This is a genomic window from Kribbella sp. NBC_00482, from assembly GCF_036013725.1.
Taxonomy (GTDB): Bacteria; Actinomycetota; Actinomycetes; order Propionibacteriales; family Kribbellaceae; genus Kribbella.
In genome coordinates, this window is the sequence record NZ_CP107881.1 from 669,994 (window position 1) to 696,181 (window position 26,188).

General features: G+C 68.4%; 24 protein-coding genes and 1 pseudogene. 11 read left to right on the plus strand and 14 right to left on the minus strand.

The window, feature by feature from the left end; all coding sequences use genetic code 11:
* The first annotated feature begins 80 nt into the window (after positions 1 to 80).
* Together OHB24_RS03360 and OHB24_RS03365 are read left to right on the plus strand one after the other, a co-directional pair.
* Positions 81 to 860 carry an ABC transporter ATP-binding protein gene (locus OHB24_RS03360; protein ID WP_327637445.1) on the plus strand — a complete coding sequence of 260 codons (780 nt, stop codon included), beginning with the start codon at positions 81 to 83 and terminating at the stop codon, positions 858 to 860.
* 1 nt (position 861) lies between these two features.
* Entirely contained in the window at positions 862 to 3,324 is a 2,463-nt protein-coding gene (locus OHB24_RS03365) for an ABC transporter permease (protein WP_327637446.1), read from the plus strand.
* Between the two features lie 44 nt (positions 3,325 to 3,368).
* On the opposite strand, the gene OHB24_RS03370 is transcribed toward OHB24_RS03365, so the two are convergent.
* Both OHB24_RS03370 and OHB24_RS03375 read right to left on the minus strand, forming a co-directional pair.
* Positions 3,369 to 3,716: a VOC family protein gene (locus OHB24_RS03370; RefSeq protein WP_202872181.1), complete on the minus strand. Its 348-nt coding sequence runs from the start codon at positions 3,714 to 3,716 to the stop codon at positions 3,369 to 3,371.
* 2 nt (positions 3,717 to 3,718) lie between these two features.
* The gene (locus OHB24_RS03375) at positions 3,719 to 4,504 is read right to left on the minus strand and encodes a methyltransferase domain-containing protein (RefSeq protein WP_327637447.1); all 786 of its coding nucleotides are present in this window, start codon (positions 4,502 to 4,504) and stop codon (positions 3,719 to 3,721) included.
* Positions 4,505 to 4,603: 99 nt separating this feature from the next.
* On the opposite strand from OHB24_RS03375, the gene OHB24_RS03380 reads away from it, so the two are divergent.
* Entirely contained in the window at positions 4,604 to 5,101 is a 498-nt protein-coding gene (locus OHB24_RS03380) for a MarR family winged helix-turn-helix transcriptional regulator (protein WP_134006396.1), read from the plus strand.
* Between the two features lie 398 nt (positions 5,102 to 5,499).
* On the opposite strand, the gene OHB24_RS03385 is transcribed toward OHB24_RS03380, so the two are convergent.
* On the minus strand, positions 5,500 to 7,320 hold the full coding sequence (locus tag OHB24_RS03385; protein WP_327637448.1) for an ABC-F family ATP-binding cassette domain-containing protein: 1,821 nt from the start codon (positions 7,318 to 7,320) through the stop codon (positions 5,500 to 5,502).
* 60 nt (positions 7,321 to 7,380) lie between these two features.
* Between OHB24_RS03385 and OHB24_RS03390 the strand changes: the two genes are divergently transcribed.
* Positions 7,381 to 8,229, plus strand: a complete 849-nt coding sequence (locus OHB24_RS03390) for a fructosamine kinase family protein (protein ID WP_327637449.1) — start codon at positions 7,381 to 7,383, stop codon at positions 8,227 to 8,229.
* Here the strand turns inward: OHB24_RS03390 and OHB24_RS03395 are convergent.
* From OHB24_RS03395 to OHB24_RS03425, 7 genes are all read right to left on the minus strand, one after another.
* Positions 8,213 to 10,102: a translation factor GTPase family protein gene (locus OHB24_RS03395; RefSeq protein WP_327637450.1), complete on the minus strand. Its 1,890-nt coding sequence runs from the start codon at positions 10,100 to 10,102 to the stop codon at positions 8,213 to 8,215. The two genes, OHB24_RS03390 and OHB24_RS03395, sit on opposite strands and share 17 nt — an antisense overlap.
* Before the next feature lie 149 nt (positions 10,103 to 10,251).
* Positions 10,252 to 11,184, minus strand: a complete 933-nt coding sequence (locus OHB24_RS03400; RefSeq protein WP_327637451.1) for a 4-(cytidine 5'-diphospho)-2-C-methyl-D-erythritol kinase — start codon at positions 11,182 to 11,184, stop codon at positions 10,252 to 10,254.
* An 18-nt stretch (positions 11,185 to 11,202) separates the two neighbouring features.
* Positions 11,203 to 12,081 (minus strand): 16S rRNA (adenine(1518)-N(6)/adenine(1519)-N(6))-dimethyltransferase RsmA, encoded by an 879-nt coding sequence (gene rsmA, locus OHB24_RS03405; protein ID WP_327637452.1) that lies wholly within the window; start codon positions 12,079 to 12,081, stop codon positions 11,203 to 11,205.
* A 15-nt stretch (positions 12,082 to 12,096) separates the two neighbouring features.
* Entirely contained in the window at positions 12,097 to 13,227 is a 1,131-nt protein-coding gene (locus OHB24_RS03410; RefSeq protein ID WP_327637453.1) for a ubiquitin-like domain-containing protein, read from the minus strand.
* A gap of 218 nt (positions 13,228 to 13,445) precedes the next feature.
* A complete protein-coding gene (locus tag OHB24_RS03415; protein WP_327637454.1) occupies positions 13,446 to 14,060 on the minus strand; it encodes a nitroreductase family protein in 615 nt (204 codons plus the stop codon).
* A gap of 21 nt (positions 14,061 to 14,081) precedes the next feature.
* On the minus strand, positions 14,082 to 14,390 hold the full coding sequence (locus OHB24_RS03420; protein ID WP_327637455.1) for a hypothetical protein: 309 nt from the start codon (positions 14,388 to 14,390) through the stop codon (positions 14,082 to 14,084).
* A 112-nt stretch (positions 14,391 to 14,502) separates the two neighbouring features.
* Complete coding sequence (locus OHB24_RS03425) at positions 14,503 to 15,414, minus strand: TatD family hydrolase (RefSeq protein WP_327637456.1); 912 nt, start codon at positions 15,412 to 15,414, stop codon at positions 14,503 to 14,505.
* 147 nt (positions 15,415 to 15,561) lie between these two features.
* Between OHB24_RS03425 and OHB24_RS43260 the strand changes: the two are divergent.
* Positions 15,562 to 15,696 (plus strand): annotated as a pseudogene (locus OHB24_RS43260) (type IV toxin-antitoxin system AbiEi family antitoxin domain-containing protein); the annotation flags it as partial.
* Positions 15,697 to 16,054: 358 nt separating this feature from the next.
* Here the strand turns inward: OHB24_RS43260 and OHB24_RS03430 are convergent.
* Both OHB24_RS03430 and OHB24_RS03435 read right to left on the minus strand, forming a co-directional pair.
* Positions 16,055 to 16,237 (minus strand): hypothetical protein, encoded by a 183-nt coding sequence (locus OHB24_RS03430; protein WP_327637457.1) that lies wholly within the window; start codon positions 16,235 to 16,237, stop codon positions 16,055 to 16,057.
* A gap of 72 nt (positions 16,238 to 16,309) precedes the next feature.
* Positions 16,310 to 16,732, minus strand: a complete 423-nt coding sequence (locus tag OHB24_RS03435) for an SRPBCC family protein (protein WP_327637458.1) — start codon at positions 16,730 to 16,732, stop codon at positions 16,310 to 16,312.
* Positions 16,733 to 16,897: 165 nt separating this feature from the next.
* On the opposite strand from OHB24_RS03435, the gene OHB24_RS03440 reads away from it, so the two are divergent.
* Entirely contained in the window at positions 16,898 to 19,045 is a 2,148-nt protein-coding gene (locus tag OHB24_RS03440; protein WP_327637459.1) for a discoidin domain-containing protein, read from the plus strand.
* Here the strand turns inward: OHB24_RS03440 and OHB24_RS03445 are convergent.
* Entirely contained in the window at positions 19,017 to 19,934 is a 918-nt protein-coding gene (locus tag OHB24_RS03445) for a helix-turn-helix domain-containing protein (RefSeq protein WP_327637460.1), read from the minus strand. The genes OHB24_RS03440 and OHB24_RS03445 overlap by 29 nt on opposite strands.
* Positions 19,935 to 20,011: 77 nt before the next feature.
* Here OHB24_RS03445 and OHB24_RS03450 point away from each other — a divergent pair, with 77 nt between their 5' ends.
* The 5 genes from OHB24_RS03450 to OHB24_RS03470 are packed head-to-tail and all read left to right on the plus strand — an operon-like array spanning position 20,012 to position 25,237.
* Positions 20,012 to 21,328, plus strand: coding sequence for a glycoside hydrolase family 36 protein (locus OHB24_RS03450; RefSeq protein ID WP_327637461.1), 1,317 nt, complete (start codon positions 20,012 to 20,014; stop codon positions 21,326 to 21,328).
* On the plus strand, positions 21,321 to 22,235 hold the full coding sequence (locus OHB24_RS03455) for a carbohydrate ABC transporter permease (protein ID WP_327637462.1): 915 nt from the start codon (positions 21,321 to 21,323) through the stop codon (positions 22,233 to 22,235). Before OHB24_RS03450 ends, OHB24_RS03455 begins: the two co-directional genes overlap by 8 nt.
* Complete coding sequence (locus OHB24_RS03460) at positions 22,232 to 23,041, plus strand: carbohydrate ABC transporter permease (RefSeq protein ID WP_327637463.1); 810 nt, start codon at positions 22,232 to 22,234, stop codon at positions 23,039 to 23,041. Before OHB24_RS03455 ends, OHB24_RS03460 begins: the two co-directional genes overlap by 4 nt.
* 13 nt (positions 23,042 to 23,054) lie before the next feature.
* Complete coding sequence (locus tag OHB24_RS03465; protein WP_327637464.1) at positions 23,055 to 24,329, plus strand: ABC transporter substrate-binding protein; 1,275 nt, start codon at positions 23,055 to 23,057, stop codon at positions 24,327 to 24,329.
* On the plus strand, positions 24,326 to 25,237 hold the full coding sequence (locus OHB24_RS03470; protein WP_327637465.1) for a phytanoyl-CoA dioxygenase family protein: 912 nt from the start codon (positions 24,326 to 24,328) through the stop codon (positions 25,235 to 25,237). The genes OHB24_RS03465 and OHB24_RS03470 overlap by 4 nt, the downstream gene beginning before the upstream one ends.
* Here OHB24_RS03470 and OHB24_RS03475 read toward each other — a convergent pair.
* Positions 25,234 to 26,145 carry an NADP-dependent oxidoreductase gene (locus OHB24_RS03475; RefSeq protein ID WP_327637466.1) on the minus strand — a complete coding sequence of 304 codons (912 nt, stop codon included), beginning with the start codon at positions 26,143 to 26,145 and terminating at the stop codon, positions 25,234 to 25,236. The genes OHB24_RS03470 and OHB24_RS03475 overlap by 4 nt on opposite strands.
* Positions 26,146 to 26,188 lie beyond the last annotated feature (43 nt).

Sequence of the window (26,188 nt, forward strand, 5' to 3'; positions counted from 1 at the left end):
GTCCCCACCCTGGTCCGACGAAACCAGGGCGCGGAATCACTAACTTCTTGGACAACATCGGAGTTGAGCCAAGGAGTGACATGAGCTTGCAGACCGGAGAGCTTGCGGCCGGGCGGTTGCCGCAGGACGGGGAGCCGCGGACCGCGATCCGGGCGCACGAGCTGCGCAAGGTGTACGGACAGGGCGACACCGCGGTCGCCGCGCTCGACGGGGTCTCGGTCGACTTCGGGGTCGGCCAGTTCACCGCGATCATGGGTCCGTCGGGGTCCGGCAAGTCGACGCTGATGCACTGCCTGGCCGGGCTGGACACCCCGACCGAGGGCCAGGTGCTGCTCGGCGAGACCGAGCTGACCCGGCTGCCGGACGCGGAGCTGACCAAGATCCGCCGGGACCGGGTCGGCTTCGTGTTCCAGTCGTTCAACTTGCTCCCGATGCTGTCGGCCAACGACAACATCCTGCTGCCGCTCGAGCTCGGCAATCGCAAGCCCGACCAGGAGTGGCTGACCACGCTGATCGAGGTGCTCGGACTGGGCGACCGGCTCACGCACCGCCCGTCGGAGCTGTCCGGTGGCCAGCAGCAGCGGGTCGCGGTGGCGCGGGCCCTGGTCGGCCGCCCGGAGGTCGTGTTCGCCGACGAGCCGACCGGCAACCTGGACTCACGGTCCGGCGCCGAGGTGCTCGGGTTCCTGCGTCGCTCGGTCCGCGAGTTCGGCCAGACCGTGGTGATGGTGACGCACGACCCGCTCGCGGCGTCGTACGCCGACCGCGTCGTGATGCTGGCCGACGGCAAACTGGCCGGCGAGCTGCAGCAGCCGACCCCGGAGAGCGTTCTCGACGCGCTGCGTCAGCTGGGGGCCTGACGTGCGACGTTCGCTCCTCTCCTCGCTGCGCGCCCACATGGGCCGTCTGGTCGCCGCCTGTCTGGCGATCGTCCTCGGGGTCGGCTTCGGCTCGCTGGCGATGATCGTGCACGCGTCGGCGTCGCACGGCGTCAACGAGACGATCGGCGCGCAGTACAAGGGCGTCGACACCGTCGTCTACCCGGACCAGGTGGCGATCTCCCCCGCCGACATCGCCAAGGTCCAGAAGCTGCCGCAGGCCGCGGCGGTCGTCACGCTGACGACCACATACATGGACGTCGCGTTCCCCGACCTGGTCCGTGGGGCCAACGTTGCGATCGACGCCCTCTACGACACGCAAAAGATCGCCGGCCCCGGCACCTCGTCCGGACGGTTGCCTACCGCAACGAACGAGATCGCGCTCCCGGCCCGTACCGCGGCCAAGCACAAGATCGGCGTCGGTCAGAGCTTGCGGATCAGCTCGTACGACGACAAGTCGTGGACCGTCACCGTCGTCGGTCTGCTGGACGACTCGAAGTACGTCGGCAGCGCCTCCGCGGTCGCGACCCCCGCCGCGGTGAAGATCTTCGACCCGGGCGCGTACACCCGGGGGATCGCACTGGCCGCGAAGCCCGGTGTTTCCCAGCAGCAGCTCGCCGACGCCGCGCAGGCCGTGGTCGCGAGCGGACTGACCGCCTTCACCGGTGCGGCCTTCATCCAGCACGAGGTTGAGGGTCTGACCCACGGTATCGACGTCCTCGGCGGCGTGTTCGGGATGTTCGCCGTGATCGCGTTGTTCGTGGCCTGCCTGGTGATCGGCAACACCTTCACGATCGTGATCGCCCAGCGCACGCGTGAGATGGCGCTGCTGCGCTGCGTCGGGGCGTCCCGCCGGCAGGTGTTCTCCTCGGTCATCGCGGAGGCCACCGTGGTCGGCGTGATCGCGTCGGCGATCGGTGTCGTCTTCGGCGTCGCGCTCTCCGCGCTGGGGCTGGCACTGTCCCGCGAGTTCGACTGGGGGATGCCGCCGGTGCCGTTACACCTGGACCTGTCGTCGATCTTCCTGCCGCTCCTGCTCGGCACGCTGGCCACGCTCGTCGCGGCCGTCGTACCGGCGCGGCGGGCGACGAAGGTGGCTCCGCTTGCCGCACTCCGTCCGGAGGCAGCTCCGGCTGCCGCGACCAAGGCCGGCGTACTGCGGTTGGTCCTGGGCTTCCTGCTCCTCGCCGGCGGCGGCTTGCTGCTGGCTGTCGGGGCGATGCAGCACGAGGTACTGATCGGTGTCGCGGGCGGCGCGCTCTCGTTCCTCGGCATCCTCGCGATCGGCGCGCTGCTCGTCCCGGCGCTGATCCGGGTGATCGGCGCGCTGCCCGCCCGCGGTGGCGGCGTACCCGCCCGGATCGCCGTCGCGAACGCGGTCCGCAACCCCCGGCGTACGGCGGCCACCACGTCGGCGCTGCTCATCGGCGTGACGCTGATCAGCCTCACCTGCGTGGGGATCGCCTCGGTGCGGAAAACGTTCGATGTGTCGATGAACGGGCAGTACCCGGTCGACCTGATGGTGACGACGTACAAGGAGAAGATGCCGGCGAGCGCCGAGCAGCAGCTCCGCGACATCAAGGGCATCACACAGGTCGTCCCGATCAGCACGGTGACCGTGAAGGTCGGTGGCGAGGACGTCGACGTGACCGGTATCGACGCGGGCAAGGCCGGTTCGGTGATCCACAACGCGGCACTGAGCGACAAGCTGAAGCCGGGTACGGCGTTGGTCACCTATCCGGTCATGAAGCGGCTGAAGCTCGAGGACGGCTCGCCGGTGACGATCGGCTCGGGGCAGCACAAGGTCACGCTGACCGCCCGGCTGGCGATCGGGGTCGACCCGATCACCACGACCTCGGCCGACCTCGCGAAGCTGGCGCCGAGTGTGCCGGTGACCGGGTTCTGGCTGGCGTCGGACCCGAAGGCGGACGGCGCGGATGTGGTCGACGCCGTGGAGCAGTCGATCCCGACCGTCAAGGATCTGTCCGTGCAGGGCGGACTGGCAGAGCGGACCAGCTACACGAAGATCTTCGACGTACTGCTGATCGTCGGTATCGGACTGCTCGGGGTCTCGGTGCTGATCGCGCTGGTCGGCGTCGGCAACACGCTCAGCCTGTCGGTGCTGGAGCGGACGCGGGAGAACGCGCTGCTCCGGGCGATGGGCCTGTCCCGCCGCCAGTTGCGCCGGATGCTCGCGGTCGAATCGTTGCTGATGGCACTGGTCGCGGCCGGTCTCGGGATCGTGCTCGGTCTGATCTACGGCTGGACCGGGACGAGTGCGCTGATGGGCGGCCAGACGGTCGAGGGCGGCGTGGAGTACGCCGTACCCGGGACCCTGCTGGTCGTCATCGCCGCCGTGGCCGCGGTCGCGGGCCTGCTCGCCTCGGTGCTACCCGCCCGCCGCGCGGCCAAGGTCGCACCGGCCGGCGCACTGGCGACCGAATGAGCCAGCGGCTCGCCCGGCTTGAGGGGGCCGGGCGAGCCGCTTCTTCACACGATCTCTACGCGATTCCCGTGGCCGTCGGCGGTGTGGAACCGCCGGCGGCCCGGGATCGTTTCGTTGTCCCAGGTCACCGGATATCCCAGCGCTTCGAGCTGCGCCGCCAGCGCGTCCAGATCGTCGACGGCCAACGCCGGATGCGCCTTCTTCGCCGGCGTGAAGTCCTGCTCCACGCCGATGTGGATCTCCGCCGCCCCGGCCTTGAACCAGCACCCGCCGCGCGCCTTCAGCAGCTCCGGCTTCTCCACCTCGGTCATCCCGAGCGCATCGCGATAGAACGCCCGCGCGACATCCTCACCACCCGGCGGACACGACACCTGCACATGATCGAGCCGCATGCTCATCCCTTCTTCTGCGCCACCGCGAAGATCCGGCGGAACGGCAGCAGCGTCCCGTAGTCCCGCTGCGGATACGCCTCCGCCAGCCGAGCGCCGTACTCCGCCTCGAACTTCGGCCGTACGTCGTCCGGCAGCGACTGCAGCACCGGACGCGCGCCGGTCCCCTTCACCCACTCCAGCACGGCGTTGTCGCCGGACAGCAGGTGGAAATACGTCGTCTCCCACGCGTCCACCACGCAACCTTCCGCACTGAGCGCGTCGACGTACTCGGCCGGACCGGGTACGTCGGGACGCAGCGACGTGTCCTTCGCGTACTCGGCGTACGGCTCGGCGCCGGCCAGCTCCCGCAGGATCGCGTGCGACGGCGCATCGCCGTTGCCCGGGATCTGGATCGCCAACCACCCGCCCGGCCGCAGCGCCCGGACGAACCCGGGCAGCAGGTCGACCTGCTCGGGCACCCACTGCAGCGTCGCGTTCGTGACGATCACATCCAGCGAACCGGGCTCGACGCTCCACTCGCGGACGTCGCCGAGCTCGAAGCTCAGGTGGTCGTCGGCGTACTCCGCTGCCGCCTCGAGCATCTGCGGCGAACTGTCGATCCCGCGGATCACGGCCTCCGGCCAGACCTGACGCAGGGTCGCGGTCAACGCGCCCGGACCGCAGCCGAGGTCGACCACGGTTCGTACGTCGCTCGCCCGGACCCGCTCGACCAGGTCCCGGAACGGCCGGGCGCGCTCGTCGGCGTACGTGCCGTACTGCTGCGGACTCCACACCGGTGACGTGCGCATCGGACTGCCCCTCTCGGATCAATTTTATCTTGACGTCGAGATACTCTAGACCTGTCACTTGTCTTGATGTCAAGAGTCTTGATGGGTACTCTCGAACGCATGGAGGACGAGGTCGATCGGCTGATCGAGGCCTGGCGCCGCGAGCGCCCCGATCTCGACGTGGCGCCGATGGAGGTGCTGTCCCGGGTCAGCCGGCTGGCTCGGCATCTCGACCGCGCCCGCAGTCAGGCCTTCGGTACCCACGGTCTGGAGTCCTGGGAGTTCGACGTCCTCGCGGCCCTGCGCCGAGCGGGTACGCCGTACCAGCTGTCCCCCGGCAAGCTGCTCAAGGAAACGCTGGTCACGTCCGGCACGATGACGAACCGGGTCGACCGGCTGGCCGCACGCGGCCTGGTCGAGCGGCTACCGGATCCGCACGACCGGCGCGGCGTGCTCGTCCAACTGACACCCGCGGGCCGGGACAAGGTCGACGCCGCGATGGCCGACCTGCTCACCCACGAGCGCGCGCTGCTCGGCGGCCTCAGCGACGGCGACCAGCAGAAGATCGCCCGGGCGCTACGGGAACTGGTCCGCCCGTTCGACCTGGAAAAGCACTGACCGGAAAACAGCCGGTTTGCGTCACCCGACAAATCGGCTTGTTCGTACGGACAAAGCGCGGCCGAAATAGCCTCGGAATTATCCGAAAAGACGACCCGTCACTTCTGCCCCGGTCCGATCGTTGCTAGTTGCAACGAGATCGTGAGACTGCTGTAGCCGACGACTATCGACACCGGTCGGGCCCACTACTAGGGTCATCACCGTCGGTGCTTGATCGACTACAAAATGTCAGAACACGGTGACTTCGGCGGCAAGAGGTGGTTCGCCGAAAGTGGCCGCGCGGTGTCCGGGGCTCGGGGCCCGAACAACGCCGGCCGGCACGGGGCCCGCTCACCCAGAGGCTCGGCGCCCCCTCCGAATCACAGGGGATCGGAGGGGCGCCGCGGCTCGAATCCCTGCTACTCGGCGCGTTCCGCCGCTTCGAACCAGGCCGTTTCCAGCTCGCCGCGCTCGTCGGCCAGCTTGCGGAGTTCGGCGTCCAGCTCCGAGAGCCGCTCGTAGTCGCTCGCACTCGCGGCCAGCTGGTCATGCAGTTTCGTCTCGGTCTCGGTGATCTTCGCGAGCTGCCGCTCGATCCGGTTCAGCTCTTTCTTCGCCGCCCGGGCCGCTGCCGCGTCAGCCATCGGACGTTCAACCACCTGGCCATTTTCCGCCGTTGACAAATCGGTGGACACAACCGCGGCCGGCGTCAACGCATTCGACGCCGCCCGCCGCGGAATTCCGGCCGCGAGTTCGTCGAGATACTGATCGACACCGCGCGGCAGATGCCGGACCCGGGCGTCACCCATGATCGCGTAAACCATGTCGCTGACCCGCTCCAGGAAGTACCGGTCGTGGGTGACGGTGACGACGACGCCGGGCCAGCTGTCCAGGAAATCCTCGAGCACCGTCAGTGTCTCGACGTCCAGGTCGTTGGTCGGCTCGTCGAGGATCAGCACGTTCGGCTCGTCGAGCAGGATGCGCAGCACCTGCAGGCGGCGCCGTTCGCCACCGGACAGGTCCGAGATCCGCGTCGTCAGCTTGTCGCCGGTGAACCCGAAGCGCTCGAGCAGTTGCGACGACGTCAGCTCGCCGCCCCGGCCGGCGAGCGCCGCCGTACGACGGATCGCGGTGATGTGGTCGAGGACGGTGACCGTCTCGTCGATCTCCTCGAGGGTCTGCGACAGGTTGGCGATCCGGACCGTCTTGCCCTGCTTGACCAGGCCGCGGTCCGGCGCGAGCTGCCCGGTGAGGACCTTGAGGAACGTGGTCTTGCCGGCGCCGTTCGGGCCGAGCAGCCCGATCCGGTCGGCCGGACCGAGCCGGAACGTGACGTGGTCGAGCATCTTCCGGTCGCCGAAGCTCAGGCTCACGTCCTCGACGTCGAACACGTCCTTGCCGAGCCGCGCGGTCGCCAGCTGCGACAGCGCCAGCTTGTCCCGCGGCGGCGGCACGTCCTCGATCAGCGCGTTCGCGGCGTCGATCCGGAACTTGGGCTTGGTGGACCGGGCCGGAGCGCCCCGGCGCAGCCAGGCGAGCTCCTTCTGCAGGAGGTTCTGCCGCTTGGCCTCGGTGACCTGCTCGCTGCGGGATCGCTCGGCCTTGGCGAGGACGTACGCCGCGTATCCGCCGTCGTACGACGTGACGCGGCCGCCCTGCACCTCCCACGTACCGGTGCAGACCGCGTCCAGGAACCAGCGGTCGTGGGTCACGACGATCAGCGCGCTCGCGTGGTCGACAACGTGCTCGGCGAGCCAGCTGACAGCCTCGATGTCGAGGTGGTTGGTGGGCTCGTCGAGAATCAGCAGGTCGACCTCGGTGAGCAGCAGCCTGGCCAGGGAGGCCCGGCGCCGCTCGCCACCGCTCAGACTGCCGACCAAGGCCTGGTGGTCGACTTCGCCGAGCAGGTGCTCCATCACCGAGCGCGCCCGCGGATCGGAGGCCCAGGTATAGGTCTCGGCGTCGCCGAGCACCGCGTGCAGCACGGTCTGGTCCGGGTCGAGGTCGTCGCTCTGACCGAGGTACCCGAGCCGCAGGTCGCGATTGTGGGTGATCCGGCCGCCGTCGGGCTCCTCACGCCGGGCCAGGACCTGCAGGAGCGTCGACTTGCCGTCGCCGTTGCGCCCGACCACGCCGATGCGCTCACCACGGCCTATGCCGAGACTGACCGAGTCGAGCAGTGTGCGGGTCCCGAAGCCCTTCGAAACAGCTTCCAGATTGACCAAGTTAGCTACCGCCATAACGCGCCCAAGGGTAGCTGACGCGGACACGGTTCCCGCGATCGTGCCAGGATCGTCCAGGTGTTGACTCCCGCCTGGCTCGAAGGACTGTCCCTCGGCGACGCGATCGCCGCCGATCCGCTCGAAGGCGGCTACGCCAGCAAGACGTTCCGCGTGCGGACGACGCTGGGCGAATCGGTGGTCGTGAAGACGCAGGACGACCTGCCGGCGGACCTGTACGCGTTGGAGGCCGACGGTCTCGACGCGCTGCGTGCACCCGGCGGGTTCGCCGTACCAGAGGTGCTTAGGGTGACGCCGGAGTTCATTGTCCTGGCCGACCTCGGTACGTCGGAACCGTCGCCGACGTACTGGGAGGACGGCGGGCGGGCGCTGGCGCTGCAGCATCAGCAGACCGCGGACAAGTTCGGGTACCACCAGGACAACTACCTGGGCACGCTCCTGCAGCGGAACCCGTGGACGAGCGACGGGCACACGTTCTTCGCCGAGCACCGTCTGCTCCGCTACCTGGAGGAGCCGAACTGCCACAACCAGCTCCCGGAAGCCGACCGCCGACGCCTCGAACGCGTCGCCGGCCGCCTCCCCGAGCTGATCCCGCCGCAGCCCCCGTCCCTCCTCCACGGCGACCTGTGGCACGGCAACCTCCTCCCCGCCCCGGACGGCAGCCCGGCCATGATCGACCCCGCCGTCCACTACGGCTGGCCCGAGGCCGAGCTGGCCACCCTCCTCATCTACAACCAGCTCTCGGACACCTTCTTCGACGCGTACGAGGAGGTCCACCCGCTCACTCCAGGTTGGCGTGACCGCCTCCCTCTGCTCCACCTCCGAGAACTCATCTGCATCACCGCCCACTGGCCGGACCGTCCCGAAGCCGTCGCCGAAATCAGCGCGATCCTCAAACAACTCGACTGAGGTTCAGGACGTACTGCTTCTCGTTGAGGGGGTTGCCGTCTGTGCGGCGTCGGGTGGGGGGCGGCCCTGGGACAGGGGTGTAGCTGTGGAAGGTGGCGGCGAGGAGGGCCTCACCTCGGCCGAGGGTGGGGAGCATGGACTCGAACGGGTGTGTGGTGGCGGCCGGGATGGTGCCTTCGATGTGGGCCTGGGTTTCGGTGAGCGTGGTTTGGGTGACGACACCGCGATGTTCGGCGACGTGAGCGAGGACACGGGAGACGGCGTCAGACGGCACGTCCAGCTCGAAGTGATTGACCGGCTCCAGGACAGTCGTGCCCGCCTGGGCGATCGCCTGCAGGAGCACGAGCGGCACCAACCGGCGGAAGTCGCTGGCCACGGTGACCGGGCTCCAGTACGCCGTGTGCGTCAGCTCCACCCGGATGTCCGGAATCTCCCACCCGAACAGTCCCTGGTGCAGCGTCTGCCGGACCGTCTCCTCGATCGCCGTATGGAACGCCCGAGGCAGCCCGCCGAGTTCCACCTCCAGGTGGTACTCGATGCCCTCGGCAACCGGTGAGACCCGGAAGCCGACGCCCGCCGCCCACGGTCCCTCGGTGATCTCGCGCGTCGCGGCACCGGTCCCGATCAGCCGCTCGACATGGATCGGCGTCGTCTCGCTGAAGGTGACGCCGACGCCGTACTCCGATTCCAGCAACGACGCGATCACCTCCTTCTGCACCTCGCCGTACAGGCTGACGGTGATCTCGTCGGCCTTCCGGACCCGGATCAGCGGATCCTGCTCGGCGAGCTGCGTCAACGCCTGGAACAACTTCACCCGATCCCGCGCACTCACCACGGTCTCCAGCGTCGGGGGCGCGAACAGCCGCCCGACCTGCGCCGTCCGTACGCCGAGCTGATCGCCGATCCGGATGCTCTTCAGCCCTCGCAGCGCCACGATCTGACCGGCCTCGGCCCGATCCACCGAGTGCCGACCGCCGTCGCCGAACACGTCGATCCCGGTCGGCCGCACCTGGTACGTCGGTGCGTCCACGGGATGCACCGCAACCGACGTACGTGCTGCCAGCGTCCCGCTGACGATCCGTGCGGACGCGACCTTCTGCCCTGCCGCACCCCGCTCGACCTTGAACACCCGCGCCCGCAGCTCGTCCTCGGGCCCAGCGATTGCCCGCGGCAACCACGTGCGGATCCCCTCGATCACCTCGTCGATCCCGACCCCGGTCATGGCGGATCCGAAGTACACCGGATACATCCCGGCCTTCGCGACCTGACGCCGCAGCTCTACCGCATGATCGACCTCGGCGCCCTCGAGGTACTGCTCCAGGAACGAATCATTGCGCTCGGCAAGCATCTCGCCGACTTCGGCGCGCTGCACCGGCAACGGTACGACGGACGCCGTACGCAGGCCGAGATCCGCCACCGACGCCATCGGTACGGCGGCCGGCGTCAGCAACCGCCTGATGTCGGCGAGCAACTCGTCGTACCGCGCACCCACCCGGTCGATCTTGTTCACGAACAGCAACGTCGGGATCCGCAGCCGGTCCAGCGTGCGCATCAGCAACCGCGTCTGCGGCTGCACGCCCTCGACCGCGGAGAGCACCAGCACCGCGCCGTCCAGTACGGACAGCGCGCGCTCAACCTCGGCGATGAAGTCGGAGTGCCCCGGGGTGTCGATCAGGTTCACCGGCAGGTCGCCGAGCGCGAACGACACCACCGCCGAGCGGATCGTGATGCCGCGTTTCCGCTCGAGGTCCATCGAGTCGGTCTGCGTGTTCCCGTCGTCGACCCGGCCCACCCGGTCGATGACGCCGGCGGCGAACAGCAGCCGCTCGGTCAGGCTGGTCTTACCGGCGTCGACATGCGCCACAATGCCCATCGTCAGAGAGTTCAAGAGTCCTCGCGAATGCGTCGAAGCGATCAGTACCCATGGGGTGGATCGATCCGCGGCGCATCCCGGTCTCCTGTCTGTTTCGATGGGGTCTCTCGGACGGTAACACCACTCGAGCCCGAGGACGAGCGTTTTTCCTAGCGGCTGATGATGGCCGGCAGGATCCGGGCGCCCGGGACGGGCCCCTCGGCCTGGCGGACCATGCGGCAGCGGCCGGACTCGGCGAGCTCCACGGCCAGGTCCACGGCGCTCCGGCTGTCGGCGGCGAGGAAGAGGCAGGTGGGCCCGGAGCCGGAGATCTGCGCGGCCAGCGCCCCCTGGTCGAGGCCGAACTGGAGCGTCTCGCCCAGCTCGGGGCGCAGCGACAACGCCGCCTTCTGCAGGTCGTTGCTGAGCGCAACGGCGAGTGCGCCGGGCTGCCCGGACAGGAGCGCGGACATCAGCTCCGGACGGACCTGCGGCGCCTCGACGCGCCGCAGCGGCCGCAGCCGGTCCAGCTCGCGGTAGACGTCCGGCGTCGACAACCCGCCGTCGGCGATCGCGAACACCCAGTGGAACGTCCCGCGGGACATCACCTCGGTGACCTGCTCACCCCGTCCCTGACCGAGCGCCGTATGGCCGACCAGACAGAACGGGACGTCACTGCCGAGCTCGGCCGCATGGTGCTGCAGCTCGGTCTGCGTCAGCTGCAGGCCCCACAGCCGGTTGCACGCCACCAGAGTCGCTGCCGCGTCAGTCGATCCGCCGGCCATCCCGCCGGCCACCGGGATCGTCTTGCGGATCGTCAGGTCGACGCCCTCGTCGACGTCGTACTCCGCCTGCAGCAACTGCGCCGCCCGCACCGCGAGGTTGGTCTCGTCGGTCGGTACGTCGTCCGCGAAGTCGCCGGAGACCTCGACCGAGACCTCACCGTCGTCGTCCCGCAGTACGGCGGTCACGTCGTCGTACAAGGCAACGGCCTGGTACACCGTGGCGACCGGGTGGAACCCGTCCGGGCGCGGCGGACCGACCGACAGACCGAGATTGATCTTGGCCGGCGCCCGCACCGTGACCTCAGCAGAAGGTGGCACGTCGCACAGATTAGTGCCTTACACAGTCCGACCTGCACCTGCGAGTGCGGCGAATTCCGTGATCCCGAGCATCTCCCCGCGCACTCGCGGGTCGATCCCTGCGGCGCTCAGCACCTCGTCGAGCCGTGCACGGTCCGGCATCCAGCGGGCCAGCGCGGACCGGATCGTCTTGCGGCGCTGCGAGAACGCGGCCTCGATCACCGCGAACACCTCCTCGCGGCTCGCCTCCGTCGCCGGCGGTTCGCGGCGCTCGAACGCGACCAGTCCGGAGTCCACGTTCGGCGCCGGCCAGAAGACGTTCCGTCCGATCGGCCCGGCGCGCCGCACGTCGGCGTACCACGCGGCCTTCGCGGAAGGTACGCCGTACGTCCGCGAACCCGGTCCGGCCGCCAGCCGGTCCGCGACCTCGGACTGCACCATCACCAGACCGTGCCGCAGCGAGTCCGAGACCTTGAGCAGGTGCAGCAGCACGGGAACGGCGACGTTGTACGGCAGATTCGCCACGCAGGCGGTCGGCTCGCCGATCTCCGCGGGCGTCACGTCCATCGCGTCCGCCTCGACCACGGTCAACCTGTCGGCCTGGTTCGGCGCGTACGACGCGACGGTCGACGGCAGCGCCTGCGCGAGCAGCGGGTCGATCTCGACCGCGGTGACCCGATGCCCCTCCGCGAGCAGCGCAAGCGTCAGCGACCCGAGGCCCGGGCCGATCTCGAGGACCGTCTCGCTCTCCGTCAGCTCGGCGGCGCGAACGATCCGGCGCACCGTGTTCGGGTCGATGACGAAGTTCTGGCCGCGCTGCTTGGTCGGGCGAACCCCGAGGGACGCGGCCAGCGAACGCACGTCCGCCGGACCGAGAAGTCTCGGTCCGGCGGACGTGGATGAATCAGACGAGGTCACCTCGTCAGTCTTGCACTAGGCGCGCTTGCCGCAGACAGGCCATGCGCCGTAGCCGCCGCGGTCGGCCTTGACCTTCTCCGCGATCGCGATCTGCTGCGCCTTCGACGCACCGTTCGCGTTGTTGGCGTACGCCGTACCGCCGTAGGCAGCCCAGGTGCCGTGGTCGAACTGCAGACCGCCGTAGTACCCGTTGCCGCTGTTGATCGACCAGTTGCCGCCCGACTCGCACTCGGCGATCCGGTCCCAGGCGCCGGTGTTGCCGCTGGTCGGCTCGTCCGTCTCCGAGGTGGTCGTCTCGGTCGGCTCCGCCGGCTTCGGCTTGGTGCCGACCGCGACCTGCTCGTCGACCGCCTTGGCGACCACCTTCGACCCGACCACCTTGGTGGCCGACAGCTTGCCGTCCAGGTAGGTGTACAGGTACGTGACGGTCTTGGAGCCGTCGGTGCCCTTGGTCGTGGTCTTCTTGGTGCCCACTTCCAGCGTCGCCGACTTGGTCTCGTCGGTGCCGTGCGCAACCGCCTCGGTCTTGGTGACGGTCTTCTGCAGGACCTGCACGAAACCGATCGTGTTCACGCCGAGCTTCAGCGGGGTCGCGGCGGCCGGGGTGATCCGGTCGTCGGAATCCCAGCGGACCTTCGCCTCGGTGAGGGCCTGCCCGACGGTGCCGGCCAGCGACTTGACCGTCACGGTCTTGCCGAGGTGCACGATCTGCACGGTCTTCGGCGTCGTGACAGTCAGCTCCAGGCCCTGGCGGCCGAGCGGCGCGCTCCGGCTGGTGGACAGCTGGGCGCCGTCGTAGCGGAGACCCAGATCGGCCAGCGCCTCGTTCACACTGTCGGCGGTGGTCCAGTAGGCCTTCTTGGCGCCGTCGGCGTTGACAGTCAGCGGCCGCCCGTACTGCACGGCGATCTCCTGGCCGTCCTTCAGCTTCGAGTCCACGCCGGGCGCGACGACGTCGTGCTCACCGACCTGAACTTTCTCGGCCTTCAGGGCGTCTGCCACGGTGGAGCCGAAGGTGTGCACCTTCCGCACCTGGCCGTCGACGGAGACAGTGACCGTCTTGCTCTTCGCGGCATACGCCACGGAGCCGCCTGCGACGGCGAACGCAGCCGTCGCACCGACGGCCACGATGATGGACTTACGCACTAACGCTCCCAGGTAGGGCTACCCGGGCACGGGGTGGGCCAGCACAGGCACCGGCCGCGAGCGCCAGGCTGGAGGCCTGGAACCTGTGGTCGACGCCGAGGAGCGTGCTGTGCCCGGAACCTTCCCCGATCCCGGCCAACATCACGGGACCATAACGAAGAAGTCGCGGAAGTGCCAATCCTCTGGTCGGCGAGTCGTCAAAAGGTGTAACGGGCCCCTCACGCCGTGTGATTGCCCCACTGCCCCCGATGCACCACTTCGGCGGTCGTCCGGCGCCCCCTTTTCAGCGACGGTGAGCGCTTGTCCGGGGCCCGGTGACCGACCGACAGGACCCCCACCAGATCGAACCCCTCGGGTACGCCGAACTCCTTGAGCAACCGACCCACCTTGTCCGCAGGAGGCCCGAAAAAGCAGGCTCCCAGGCCTTCGTCGACGACCGTCTGCAACATCAGCAGGACCGCCATCCCGGTGTCGACGTACCAGTACGGCGCGGTCCAGCGACCCTCGTCCCGATCGGTCCAGCCCTTGTCCGCCTCGGTGTACCGATCGAGGTAGGCGTCCTTGTGCGCGAAGGCCAGAATCAGCAACGGCGCCCGGCGCAGCCCTGTGACCCATTCAACATACTTAGGATCCGGATCCTCGGCCGCAATCCGCCAGTACCGCTCCCGCTCGTCCCCCTCCAGGGTCAGAAACGCCCACCCCTGACTGAACCCACCGGACGGTGCCCGCAGCCCGTTCCCGAGAATCCGCTCCCGAACCTCGTCCGGCACCGCCCGATCCGGGTCGAAATTCCGCACCATCCGCCGCCGCCGCACGACCTCACTGAACTCCATGACGCCTGTCTACCAGCGGCGTCACCCGACGTCGTCGCCGACCTCCAGAGGCCGCCAGAACTCGATCGTCGGTTGCGTGGTCACTCCGGCCGCGGCCATCACCTGCTCGATCTGCGGCCCGGACCTCTCGAAGAAGGCCTGGAACGAGGCTTCGTCGTCCCACTCGTCGACGACCAGCACCTCGGTCTCGCTGCCGTAGAAGTGATGCGAAATCAGACCGCGACCGGTCCCGTCCGCCACCACCCCTTGGAACAATGCACCGTCATCGGCGGCCAGCTTCTCCACTGCCGTCGGATCCCCAGTCACCCGCAGCGTCATCAGAACGCTCATGAGACCCCTCCCCTCGAGGCCGGCCTCGGCCGAGGCCGACGCCCCCAGACTGCGCCCACCAACCACCCCACGCAACGCCCCACAAAAACGTTCACGGTCGGCATCCGAACCGTCACCAAGGCCCTCCGAAAGCCTGGTTGGCGTTGTTGTTGAGGGCTGCGCAGAGTTCGGGGACCGAGATGTTGAGGACGTCGGCCATTTTTCGGACGGTGTGGGGGATGAGGTACGACGCGTTCGGTTTGCCTCGGTACGGGGACGGGGTCAGGTACGGGGCGTCGGTTTCGACGAGGATGCGGTCGAGGGGGGTGACGGCCAGGGCGTCGCGGAGGGACTGGGCGTTCTTGAACGTGACGACGCCGGCGAAGCTCAGGTACGCGCCGCGGTTCGTGCATTCGCGGGCGAACTCGGTGTCGCCGGAGAAGCAGTGCATCACCACCCGGTCCGGCACGCCTTCGCGATCGAGGATCCGCAGGATGTCGTCGTGCGCGTCGCGGTCGTGGATCATCAGCGTCTTGCCCAGCCGCTTCGCCAGCTCGATGTGCGCCGCGAACGACTCGTGCTGCGCGGCCTGCCCGTCCTCACCGGTACGGAAGTAGTCGAGCCCGGTCTCGCCGATCACCCGGACCTTGTCGCTGCTCACCGCGAGCCGCTCGATCTCGGCCAGTGCACTCTCCAGCTCACCGGCTGCCTTCAGCTTCGGCGCCTCGTTCGGATGCAGGGCGACGCCGGCGATCAGGTTCGGGTGCTGCGTGGCGGCCTCCACCGCCCACACCGCGCCCGGTAGATCGCAACCCACCTGGACGATCCGCGTGACGCCGACCGATTTGGCCAGCCGGATCGCCTCCGCCGGACTCAGCCAGTCCCCGTCCTCGCCGTCGGCGATATCGAGGTGGCAGTGCGCATCGACCACACTCATCGGCAACGGATCCGGAACCGCCGGCCGCCTCCGATCCCGCGACCGCCCGTCCTCCCCCACCGCAGCCCGCTCCCGAGTCGGCCGACCCACCTCCACACCATCACCCATGCGCCCAGATTACTGAGTCGCCAGCGGGTTGTTTCACCACTGGCGGGTTGCAGCAGGTCAGCGAACCAACAACCCGCCAGCGGCTGTTGTCCACAGATGCGAAAGACGGCGGTCCGAGGGAGGCGGTTCGCGGCATGTTCTTAGGGCATGAATCTCAAACTGGAAGTGGCGGCTGCGGGGCGCGGTGGGTGGTTCTCGCGGCGGGACGCGATTGTTGCCGGGTACTCCGATGCGGATCTCCGCAGACACGTCGCGTCCGGGCGGTGGGTGCGAATCACGCGCGGTGCCTACGCGGAGCGTGGTCCCGTTGTTGAGGCGATGCCGCCGTGGGAGCAGGGTGTGTGGCGTCATCTGCGTGCTGCACGGGCGGTGTACCACCGGTTGAACGGTCGTGCTGTGGTGAGCCATCAGTCGGCGTTGCTGCTGCACGGCGTACGGGTCTCGGAGCTCGATCTGCGCCGGGTACACGTGACCAGGTTGCTCGGCACCGGTCGATCCGATCGTGCAGTGTGCCAGCATGCTGCCCGGCCGTCGGTCGACGTGGTGTGTGAGATGGACGGCGTACGGGCGACGCACGCCGCGCGCGCCGTCGTCGAGACCGTACGAGCAACCAGCTATCCGGTCGCGGTCTCGGTCGTGGCTACGAGTAGCCATGACGGATTTCGGTCTGCCGGCTCCCCTGCCGCAGGCGGAGATCCGCGACGACCACGGCGTACTCATCGCCCGCGTCGACTTCTTGTTCGAGCAGTACGGCGTGATCGTCGAGTTCGACGGAGCCGTCAAGTACGGCGAAGGCGCTCCTCGACTCCCTCCGCCGGGCCATCGCTCGGTCGGGGCCGGTGGCGGGTTATGTGACCGCTGGCGTGCTGTAACCCGGCAGCGGTCAAACAACCCGCTAGTCGGAGGATTCGGCGGCGGCCTTGACCTTTGTCACCAGCTGCTTCCACATGGCTTGGGAGTGCTTGGCTTCGTCTTCGGAGGCGTTGTTGTCTTGGGTTAGTTTCAGGTGGGTGTTGGGGGTGAGGGTGTAGGTGAGGGTGTGGTAGTTGGCCGGTACGTCGGGTTGGCCTGTCAGGGGGCTGAAGTGGGTGAATTTCAGTAGGCGCTCGGGTTCTACGGCCAGGATTTCGCCCTTGTCCTGGTAGGACTTGCCTTCGTATTCGCCGGTCCAGGTGATCGGACTGCCTACCGTCCAGTCGGTCTCTACCTCGGCGCCGAACCACAGCTGTTTCAGCTGGTCCGGGCTCGTCAGAATGTTCCACACTCGCGCGGCCGGCGCGTCGATGTCGATCTCGGCCACGGCCAGATACCCAGTCATCGTGAAACTCCTTTCTTCCCCGACCGTACGGTTCCCCTCCGCCATGCGCTTGTAGAAAAGCGTCAGCCGGATCGTGCAGGAAGTCAGCATTCGAGGCCATGTCCTCCGGCGTACGGCGGCCAGTACGTTGCACCGAGGTTCCGCCCGACCGCACAGGAGCAGCCGATGGCCACCAAAACCAGGATCAGCTCAGTTCTCGCCCTTCTCGGCCTGGTGGTGGGAACCACCGCGCTACCGGCCGAGGCCGCCGCACCGATCCCGGTGCAGATCCTCAGCCTGACCGACCTGCACGGCTACCTGTCCGAGACCGAGAACCTGACCATCGCCGGCCCGGCCGGCACGCAGCAGGTCGGCGGCGCCGGGTACCTGAAGGCTCACCTCGACCGGCTCCGGAAGCCGAACAGCTTCCTGATCGGCTCGGGTGACCAGTTCAGCGGCTGGCCCGACTACACGCAGGCGTTCGCGAACGAGCCGACCATCGAGGTGCTCAACGCGTTCGGGATGGACTTCGATGTCGCGGGCAACCACGAGTTCGACCGCGAGTTCCCGTTCCTGCGCCGGATGACCACCGGCGCCTGTTACGGCAAGCCCGGTTTCGACAGCTGCTTCAAGGACTCGACGGGCCGGAACTTCCACGGCACCGACTACGCGTACCACGCGGCGAACATCGTCGACCCGCGGACGAAGCGCCCGGTGCTCCCGCCGTACTGGATCGCGAAGGCCGGCTCGCAGCGGATCGGGTTCATCGGGCTGGGCTTCCCGGGGACGCCGACCGAGACGCTGTCGATCGAGGGGTCCGGGTTCGAGTTCCAGGGCCTCGTCGACGCGGCGAACCGGGCCGCGGCCGAACTGAAGGCCCAAGGCGTGAACGCGATCGTGGTCAGCATGCACGAGGGCGGTCAGCAGGGCGGCCTGTACGACGAGTGCAAGAACCCGACCGGTCCGATCTTCGACGCCGCCCGGGCGATGTCCCCCGATATCGACGTGATCCTCGGCGGCCACTGGCACACCGCGTTCAACTGCATGATCCCGGACCCGAACGGCGTACCGCGGCCGGTCCTGGAGGCGAGCAACCACGGGCGCGTCCTCGGCGAGGTGAACCTCGAGCTCGATCCGGCGACCAGTGACGTGATCCGCTCCAAAACCACGGCGGCCAACCACGCAGTCACCAAGGACGTCACGCCGGACCCCGGGATCCAGAAGATCGTGAAGTACTGGATGGACAAGTGGACGGCCCGGCAGCAGGAGCCGCTCACCAAGCTGGATCGAGACCTCGACTTCGCGCGAACCGCGGAGAGCCGCACCGGCAACCTGGTCGCGGACCTCTACAAGGCAGAGGCCGACGGCGACTTCGCGCTCGTACCCGCCGATCTCGGCATCGACGTGATCGCCGCCGGGCTGGAAGCCGGAACGGTGACGTACGGCGAGGCGTGGCCGGTCGCCGGGATCTCGCCGATCACCACGCTGTCGATGAAGGGCTCGACGGTCGAGGCCGTCCTGGAGCAGCAGTGGATCCCGCCGGCGTACGGATGCAGCCGGCTGTCCACGCTCGCGACCTCGGCCAACTTCCGCTACACCTACGACCTCGGTCGGCCCGTCGGCGACCGCGTCGATCCGGCGAAGGTCCTGATCAACGGCAAACCACTACAACTCGACAGGACCTACCGAGTCACGACAAGTGCAGCGATGCCCTTGCACGGAACGCAGTACGGCTATCCGGGGTTCCAGCAGTACTCCGCTCTCGACCGGGCGCCGCGGATGGGCCAAGAGGTCTTCCTCAACTACCTGCGGACCCATCCGTTGCTCAAAGCACCAGATCTCGGACGGGTGACCGCGATCCCAGGTACGCCGCCACCGGCCGACGGACCGTTCGGCCCGCTGACCCTGTTGCCACAGAACGAGATGACGGCAACCGCAACGAGCCAGGGGTCGGCCGCGTACAGCGCATCCGCCGCGATCGACGGCAGCTGCACCACCATGTGGCACTCGAACTGGAGCCCGCACGCCCCGCTCCCGCAGTACATCACCCTCGACCTGAAGACACCCCGTGCGATCGAGGCGCTCGTCTACACGCCGCGCCAGGACGCCGACGTGCCGAACGGCCGCATCTCGTCGTACGACGTCCAGACGAGCACCGACGGCACCACGTTCACGTCGGTGACGAAGGGATCGTGGGACGGCACGGTCGACGCGAAGATCGCCCGCTTCCCGGCAGGTACGACGGCACGCTACGTGCGGCTCGTGGGACTGGCCGGCGGGGCGGACTACGCGGCGGCGACCGAGCTCAATATAGCTCTAGCTCCGGCTTCCTGACCGCGCTGCGATGGGCCGTCGGTGACATGCCGTACCGGCGGCCGAACTGGCGGCTCAAGTAGTGCGGGGAGTCGAAACCGACCGCCGCCGCGATCTGCGCAACGGACATGTCGGTGGCGCCGAGCAGCTCGGCCGCGCGCTGTAGCCGGAGCGCGAGCACGACGTTCATGATCGAGTCCCCAACCTGCTCCTTGAACAAATGCGCGAGACGTGACACCGACACCTGCGCGAGCCCGGCCAGTGACGTCAGAGTGTGCGGCCTGGCCGGGTCGGCGGTGATTGCCTCGAGCACCAGGTGCACGCGGGCGTCCAGGTGCTGCGTCTCCCGGCGCAGGCTCGCGACCGCGGTCAGCAGCACCTCCTCGATGCCGTTCATGGTCAGCTCGGTGGCGACGCTCTTCTCCATCAGGTGCAGCTCGGTGTCGCCGGTCGGGGACAGCCCGGCGCGTTGCGCGTCGCGGTGCAGCCGATCGAACGCGGACACCACGCGGTCCGTCTCCGACGACCTGGTCAACCGCACGTAGGACAGTCCGGGCATTGCCTGCGGCAACGACAACCAGGAATGCCACTCGCGCCGCGGCTGGAAGTGCGCCCACCAAGACTCCCAGTACGTCCCGACGGTCCCGTAGTCGTGCGGCGTCCCAGGACTCACCAGTACGACGTCCCCGTGCCGCAGCGTCAGCGTGTTCTGGCCGATCACGTAACGCCCGGTACCGGACGCCGTGTAGAGCAGGTACCAGCTGCCAACGCCATCCGGCCGTACGACGCGATAGTCGCCGCCGCTATGGAAGTGGCCGGTCACCAACTTGCTCGGCGGCGGGATCTCGCTGTACAGCTCGATGAGCACCTGGGTAGCAAGATCGTGCTCGAAGTCAGCAGGCTCCGTCATGGTGGATCTCCTCGTAGGCACCCCAAGATTAGCGGAACGTCAGCAAGATCCTGCACTCTAGGGGAAACGAGGGATCCGTGCCTTTCAGCACCGTCGCAGAGCTCGAGTACGACGCCTCCACGCTGGTCTTCGAGCACGGATGGCAGTCGTGGAGCCCGAGCGGCTGGTACCGGCTCGACGCGCGTCCACCGCGTCCGACGGCGCCGAATCATCACGTGATGGCGTACCGCCCCGGTGTGGACGCCGGCCGCTTCCAGGGCGAGGGTCTGCTCGCGGTCGCGACGGCCGGCGAGGTCACGATCATCGCGGCGAACAATCCCGACGACGTCCCGTCGATCCGTGCCGACATCCACGGCGATCGGCTGGTTATCTCGGCCGACGGCGCCGTACAGCAATCGGCAACGAAGCAGGCCAACCCCAATCAGGCGCTGGCCGACTGGGCGGACGCCTTCGCGGCCGGTGCCCCGCCGGTGCGCGTGTTCGGACCGTCCTGGTGCAGCTGGTACGCGTACTGGGGCAAGGTCACCGAACGCGACGTGATGACCGACGTACGCCAGTTCGATCAGCACGACCTGAGCGTCGACCTGGTCCTGCTCGACGAGGGGTACCAGGCCGCGATCGGCGACTGGCTCACGCCGCGTGACGACTTCGGGTCGACCGTCCGGCTCGCCGCCGACATCCGTTCGAGCGGTCGTCGCGCAGGTATCTGGGTCGCACCGTTCCTGGTCGCGAGCGGCAGCGAGACAGCGCGCAAGCACCCGGAGTGGCTGGTCCCCGGGATCAGCGCCGGCACCAACTGGGGCCAGGAGCAACTGGTTCTCGACGTGACGCACCCGGGCGCCGCGCACCACATCCAGGACGTCTTCACCGAGCTGTGCCGCCAGGGTTACGACCACTTCAAGCTCGACTTCGTGTACGCCGGGGCAATCGACGGACCGCGGCACGAGCAGATCGACGGCGTCGCGGCGTACCGGCACGGAATGCGGCTGCTGCGCGAGGCAGTCGGGCCGAACCGCATCCTGCACGGCTGCGGCGCTCCGATCCTCCCGAGCCTCGGACTCGTCGACTGCATGCGGATCTCGCCCGACACCGATCCGTTGGTCGACCCGCCGTCCGGCGACATCAGCCAGCCCGGTCAGCGCGGCGCGCGGTCCACCTCGGTGGCGCGCGAGTTCCTGCACGGCCGCTGGTGGGCGAACGACTCCGACTGCCTGATCGTGCGGCCCGACGTCCAGGAACGCGAGCTCTGGGCGCAGCACATCGCGACGGGTCCCGGTCTGCGGATGTCGAGCGACCCGATCGGCGAGCTCGACCGGTGGGGGCTCGATCGCACCCGCGAGCTGCTCGTCCCGAGCTCGCCGCGCCCGCATCCGCTGAAGGATCCCGATGCTTAGGCGAGCGCCCCGGCGTACCCGCCGGATCGGCCGCGGGCGGCAGGCGGCTGTGGCGTACGCCCTGCTGGCCCCGAGCCTGGTCGGCGTCCTCGGCTTCCTGCTGGCGCCGGTCGTGATCGTGCTGGTGCTCAGCCTGTTCGACTGGAAGTTGCTCTCGACACCTGAATTCGTCGGGTTGGCCAACTACCAGAGGCTGTTCACCGACTCCGACGTCTGGCACTCGCTCCTGGTCACGCTGTACTACGTCATCATCTGTGTGCCCGGCACAACGATTCTGAGCCTGCTCCTGGCACTCCTGGTCGACCGCAAGCTGCGCGGGATGAAGTACTTCCGGGCCCTGCTGGTGATCCCGTGGATGGCGACGCCGGTCGCACTCGGCCTGGTATGGAGCTGGATCTTCGACCCGGGCCGGGGCGCCCTGAACCAGTTCCTGGGCGTGTTCGGGATCGACGGTCCGGCGTGGCTGTCGTCGCCGGTGCTGGCGATGCCGAGCGTCGCGGCGGTGCACATCTGGCAGTTCGCCGGGTACAACATGCTGTTCTTCCTGGCCGGCCTCCAGAACATTCCGCGGTCGTTGCGCGAGGCCTCGTCGCTGGACGGCGCGTCCCCGGTCGCGCACTTCTTCACGATCACGCTGCCGCTGCTACGGCCGACGATGCTGTTCGTGCTGATCACCAACGTGATCGGCTCGTTCCAAGCCTTCGACACGATCTTCGTGATGACCGAGGGCGGCCCCGGTGACAGCACCGAGGTGGCGACGTACCTGATCTACGACGAGGCGTTCCGCAAGTTCGACTTCGGCTACGCGTCGACGATCTCGGTGCTGCTGTTCGCGGTGGTGTTGGTCGCGACGATCTCCCAGTTCGTCTACTTCGAACGCCGTACGACCTACGAGGTGTCCGGATGAGACTGCGCATCTTCACGTACGCCGTCCTGGTGGCCGGCTGCCTGTTCGCGATCTTCCCGTACTTCCTGACCGTGCTCACCGCCTTCAAGGGCCCCGGGCAACTGTCGGAGACGATGCCGTGGGAGCCCGGTCTGCCACCGAGTACGGCGGCCTTCGAGCGACTGTTCAACTCGGGCTTCGCCGGCTACCTGGTCAACACCGCACTGGTCACGACCGGGATCACCCTCGGCCAGGTGGTGTTCGCGGTCCTGGCGGCGTACGCCTTCGCGCGGCTGTCGTTCCCTGGCCGGGACGCGCTGTTCTGGGTGTATTTGTCGACACTGATGGTGCCGCCGGTGGTCACGATGATCCCGCTGTACCTGATGATGCAGAAGCTCGGCCTGGTCGACACGTGGGCCGGTCTGATGCTGCCGACGATGCTCGGTACGCCGTACGCGATCTTCCTGCTCCGCCAGTTCTTCCGCGGGATCCCCGCGGATCTCGAGGACGCGGCCCGGATCGACGGCGCCGGGCGGGTCCGGACGCTGGTGTCGATCGTGCTGCCGTTGTCGAAACCGATCCTGGTCACCGTCACCACCCTCGCGGTGGTGGCGAACTGGAACAGCTTCCTGTGGCCGCTGATCATCACCAGCAGCGAGGACAAGCGGCTGTTGTCGGTCGGGATCGCCTTGTTCAAGGGGGAAATCGGCGTCGACTACAACGCCGTGATGGCCGGCAGCCTGATCGCGCTGGCGCCGCTGCTGGTGCTGTTCATCGTCTTCCAGCGCTTCATCGTCCGCTCGGTCGCGGTCACCGGGCTCAAGTAATTCGGAGGCTCTCATGTCTTTGTCCAGGAGGACTTTTCTGATCGGCGCGGGCAGTGTCCTCGCGCTGGCCGGGTGCGGCTCGTCGAACGACAAGGCGAGCAGCGGCGGCGGCAAGGTCGAGCTCGTGTACCGCCTGTGGGACGAGCAGCAGGAGGTCGGCTACAAGGCGGTGTTCGCGGAGTTCACCAAGCAGAACCCGGACATCACCGTCCGGATGGAGGTGCTGCCGTGGGACCAGTACTGGACCAAGCTGACCACCGAACTCGCGAGCGGCAAGGCGCCGGACGTGTTCTGGCTGACCGTCGACTACTTCCCGGACTTCGCGAGCAAGGGCGTTCTCGCGCCGCTCGACGACCTGATCTCCAAGGCCGGCCTGAAACTCGACTCGTACCACCCGAACGTCGTGCAGTCGTACAAGTTCGAGGACAAGCAACTGGGGATGCCGAAGGACATGGGCATCGTCGGGCTGCTCTACAACAAGGACCTGGTCGCGAAGGCCGGGGTCACGATGCCGGCCGAGCTCACCTGGGCGCCGGACGGTTCGGGCAGCTTCCTCGAGGTGGCGCGCAAGCTGACCGTCGGCAGCAAGCAGTGGGGCTTCTGCTCGTGGAACCACAGCCAGACCCAGTGGCTGAACTGGATCGCGTCGAACGGCGGCCACGCGATGGACAAGCCGTACGGCGCCTTCGACTTCGCGAACCAGAAATCGGTCGAGGCCCTGCAGTTCGCGCGGGACCTGGTGTTCAAGTGGAAGGTGTCGCCGGACGGCACCCGGACGAACCCGCCGACCGGGCAGGCGACCGAGATGTTCTACCGCGGTGAGGTCGCGATGTTCCCGGCGAACAACGCGCTGCTGCCGTTCGCGCTGCCCGAGGTGAAGTTCCCGATCGGGGTCGCGGCGATGCCGGCCGGCCCGGCCGGGCGGACGGTGGTGATCAACGGGCTCTCCGAGGCGATGTTCGCGAAGACGAAGCACCCGGACGAGGCCGGCAAGCTCGTCGCCTTCCTCGGCTCGGAGAAGGCACAGCGGCTGATGGGCGACGCGGGGTACATCATCCCGGCCCTCAACAACGCGGGCGCCGGCTACCAGGCGTTCTGGAAGAAGAAGGGCATCGACGTCCAGCCGTTCCTCGACTCGGCCGCCGGCAGCACCGTCAACCTCCCGATCGCCGAAGGCTGGACCGCCAAGTCCCCCGAGATCAACAAGACCGTCAACGACCTGTACCTCGACAAGGTCCCCGTCGCCGACATCGCCACCTCCATGGACAAGATCGGAAATAACAAGTGAAGGAACTGACGGACTCGTACGGCGACCTGCAGGACGCCGGCGTGCTGCGAGCTCGGCTCGCGAGTGATGGCTACTTGTTCTTCCGGGGGTTGCTGCCGCGGGATGTGGTGGCGGACGTTCACGAGCAGTTGGCCCGGATCCTCTACGACAGTGACTGGTTGGCGCGGGATGCGGATCCGCGGGAGCTGGTCGCGTCGGGGCGGGCCGTGGAGGAAGGGTCGGCGGGGTTCTTCGGGGCCTATACGGCGATCCAGAGCACCGAGGCGTTTCATCGGCTGGCCGTGAGGCCGGAGTTGCTGGAGCTCGCGGGCCGGTTGCTGGGTGAGGAGGCGTTCGCACATCCGGCGCACATCTGCCGGATCGCGCCGCCGTCGCCGGGTGCGAATCCGACCCCGATCCATCAGGACTACCGGTTCATCCAGGGGTCTGTCGACACGCTCACCACGTGGCTGCCGTTGAGTGCGGCGCCGCCGGAGATCGGTGGGTTGCGGGTGCTGGCCGGGTCTCCGCGGCTCGGCGTACTGCCGGTGAAGGCGTCCGACGGGCCGGGGATGATGCGGGCCGAGGCGGACGAGGACCATCCGGAGTGGCGTACGACGTCGTACCAGCCGGGCGATGTGCTGCTGTTCGGGAGTCTGACCGTGCACGGCGCGATGCCGAACCGGACGAAGCAGCTGCGGATGTCGGCCGACTTCCGGTACCAGGCGGTGAGCGCGCCGATGGCCCGCGACCAGCTCGGTACCGGGAAGCCGCACTACCACCCGGAGGTGCCGGACTTCTCGACCCTCACCCGCGGCTGGACCTCGACGGAGTGCGTCGAGGTCCCGGCCGGGGTGCGGTTCGTGGATCGCTGGGACCCGCGCGTGGACGACGTACCGACACCGCCGTCCCGGTTCGCTTACATCTAAGGCTTGAGGACGATCTTGCCGCGGGCGTGGCCGGACTCGCTCAGTTCCTGGGCCTTGGCCGCGTCCGCGAGCTCGAAGGTCTGGGCGATCCGGGGCCTCAGCGTGCCGTCCACCGCCGCCTGCAAGTGCGACTCCAGGCCGGACCGGATGGACTCCGGGGTCCCACCACCGCCGGACATCTCGACGCCGAGCGCCTGGGCCCCCGCGTAGTCCGCGATGGTGACGATCCGCTCGGTGCCGCCGCGCAGCTCGATCGACTCCTGCAGACCACCCTGGCCGGCGGTGTCGAACACCGCGTCCACGCCGTCCGGAGCCGCCGCACGCACCCGCTCGAGCAGGCCTTCGCCGTACTCGACCGGGACCGCGCCGAGCGAGCGCAAGTACTCGTGGTTCGCGGGCGACGCCGTACCGACGACGGTCAGACCGGCCGTCTTCGCGAGCTGTACGGCGACCGAACCGACCGCGCCCGCAGCACCATGGATCAGGATCGTCTCGCCGGACTTCACGCCGAGCAGATCGAGCACGCGCTGCGCGGTCTCACCGGCCACCGGTACGCCGATCGCGTGCTCCCAGCTCACGCCCGCGGGCTTGCGCGCCACGTTCCCGCCGATCGCGTACTCGGCGTACGCGCCGCCGTCGGACCAGCCGACCACCTCGTCGCCGACCGCGAACTCGGCGCCGTCACCGGCCTCGTCGACCACGCCGGCGATCTCGAGCCCCGGGACGGCCGGGAACTCCGGGTCGATGAACCCCTTCGTCCAGCCGCGGCGCACCTTGAAGTCGATCGGGTTCACCCCGGCCGCCCACACCTTGATCCGCACCTGGCCGGGGCCTGCGTGCGGCTCCTCGACGTCCTGCACCTTCAGTACCTCGGGACCGCCGAACTCCTCGAACACGACCGCTCGCATAGCACTGCCTCCATGATTGGTTGTCGCTTCAATAAAGGTTGCG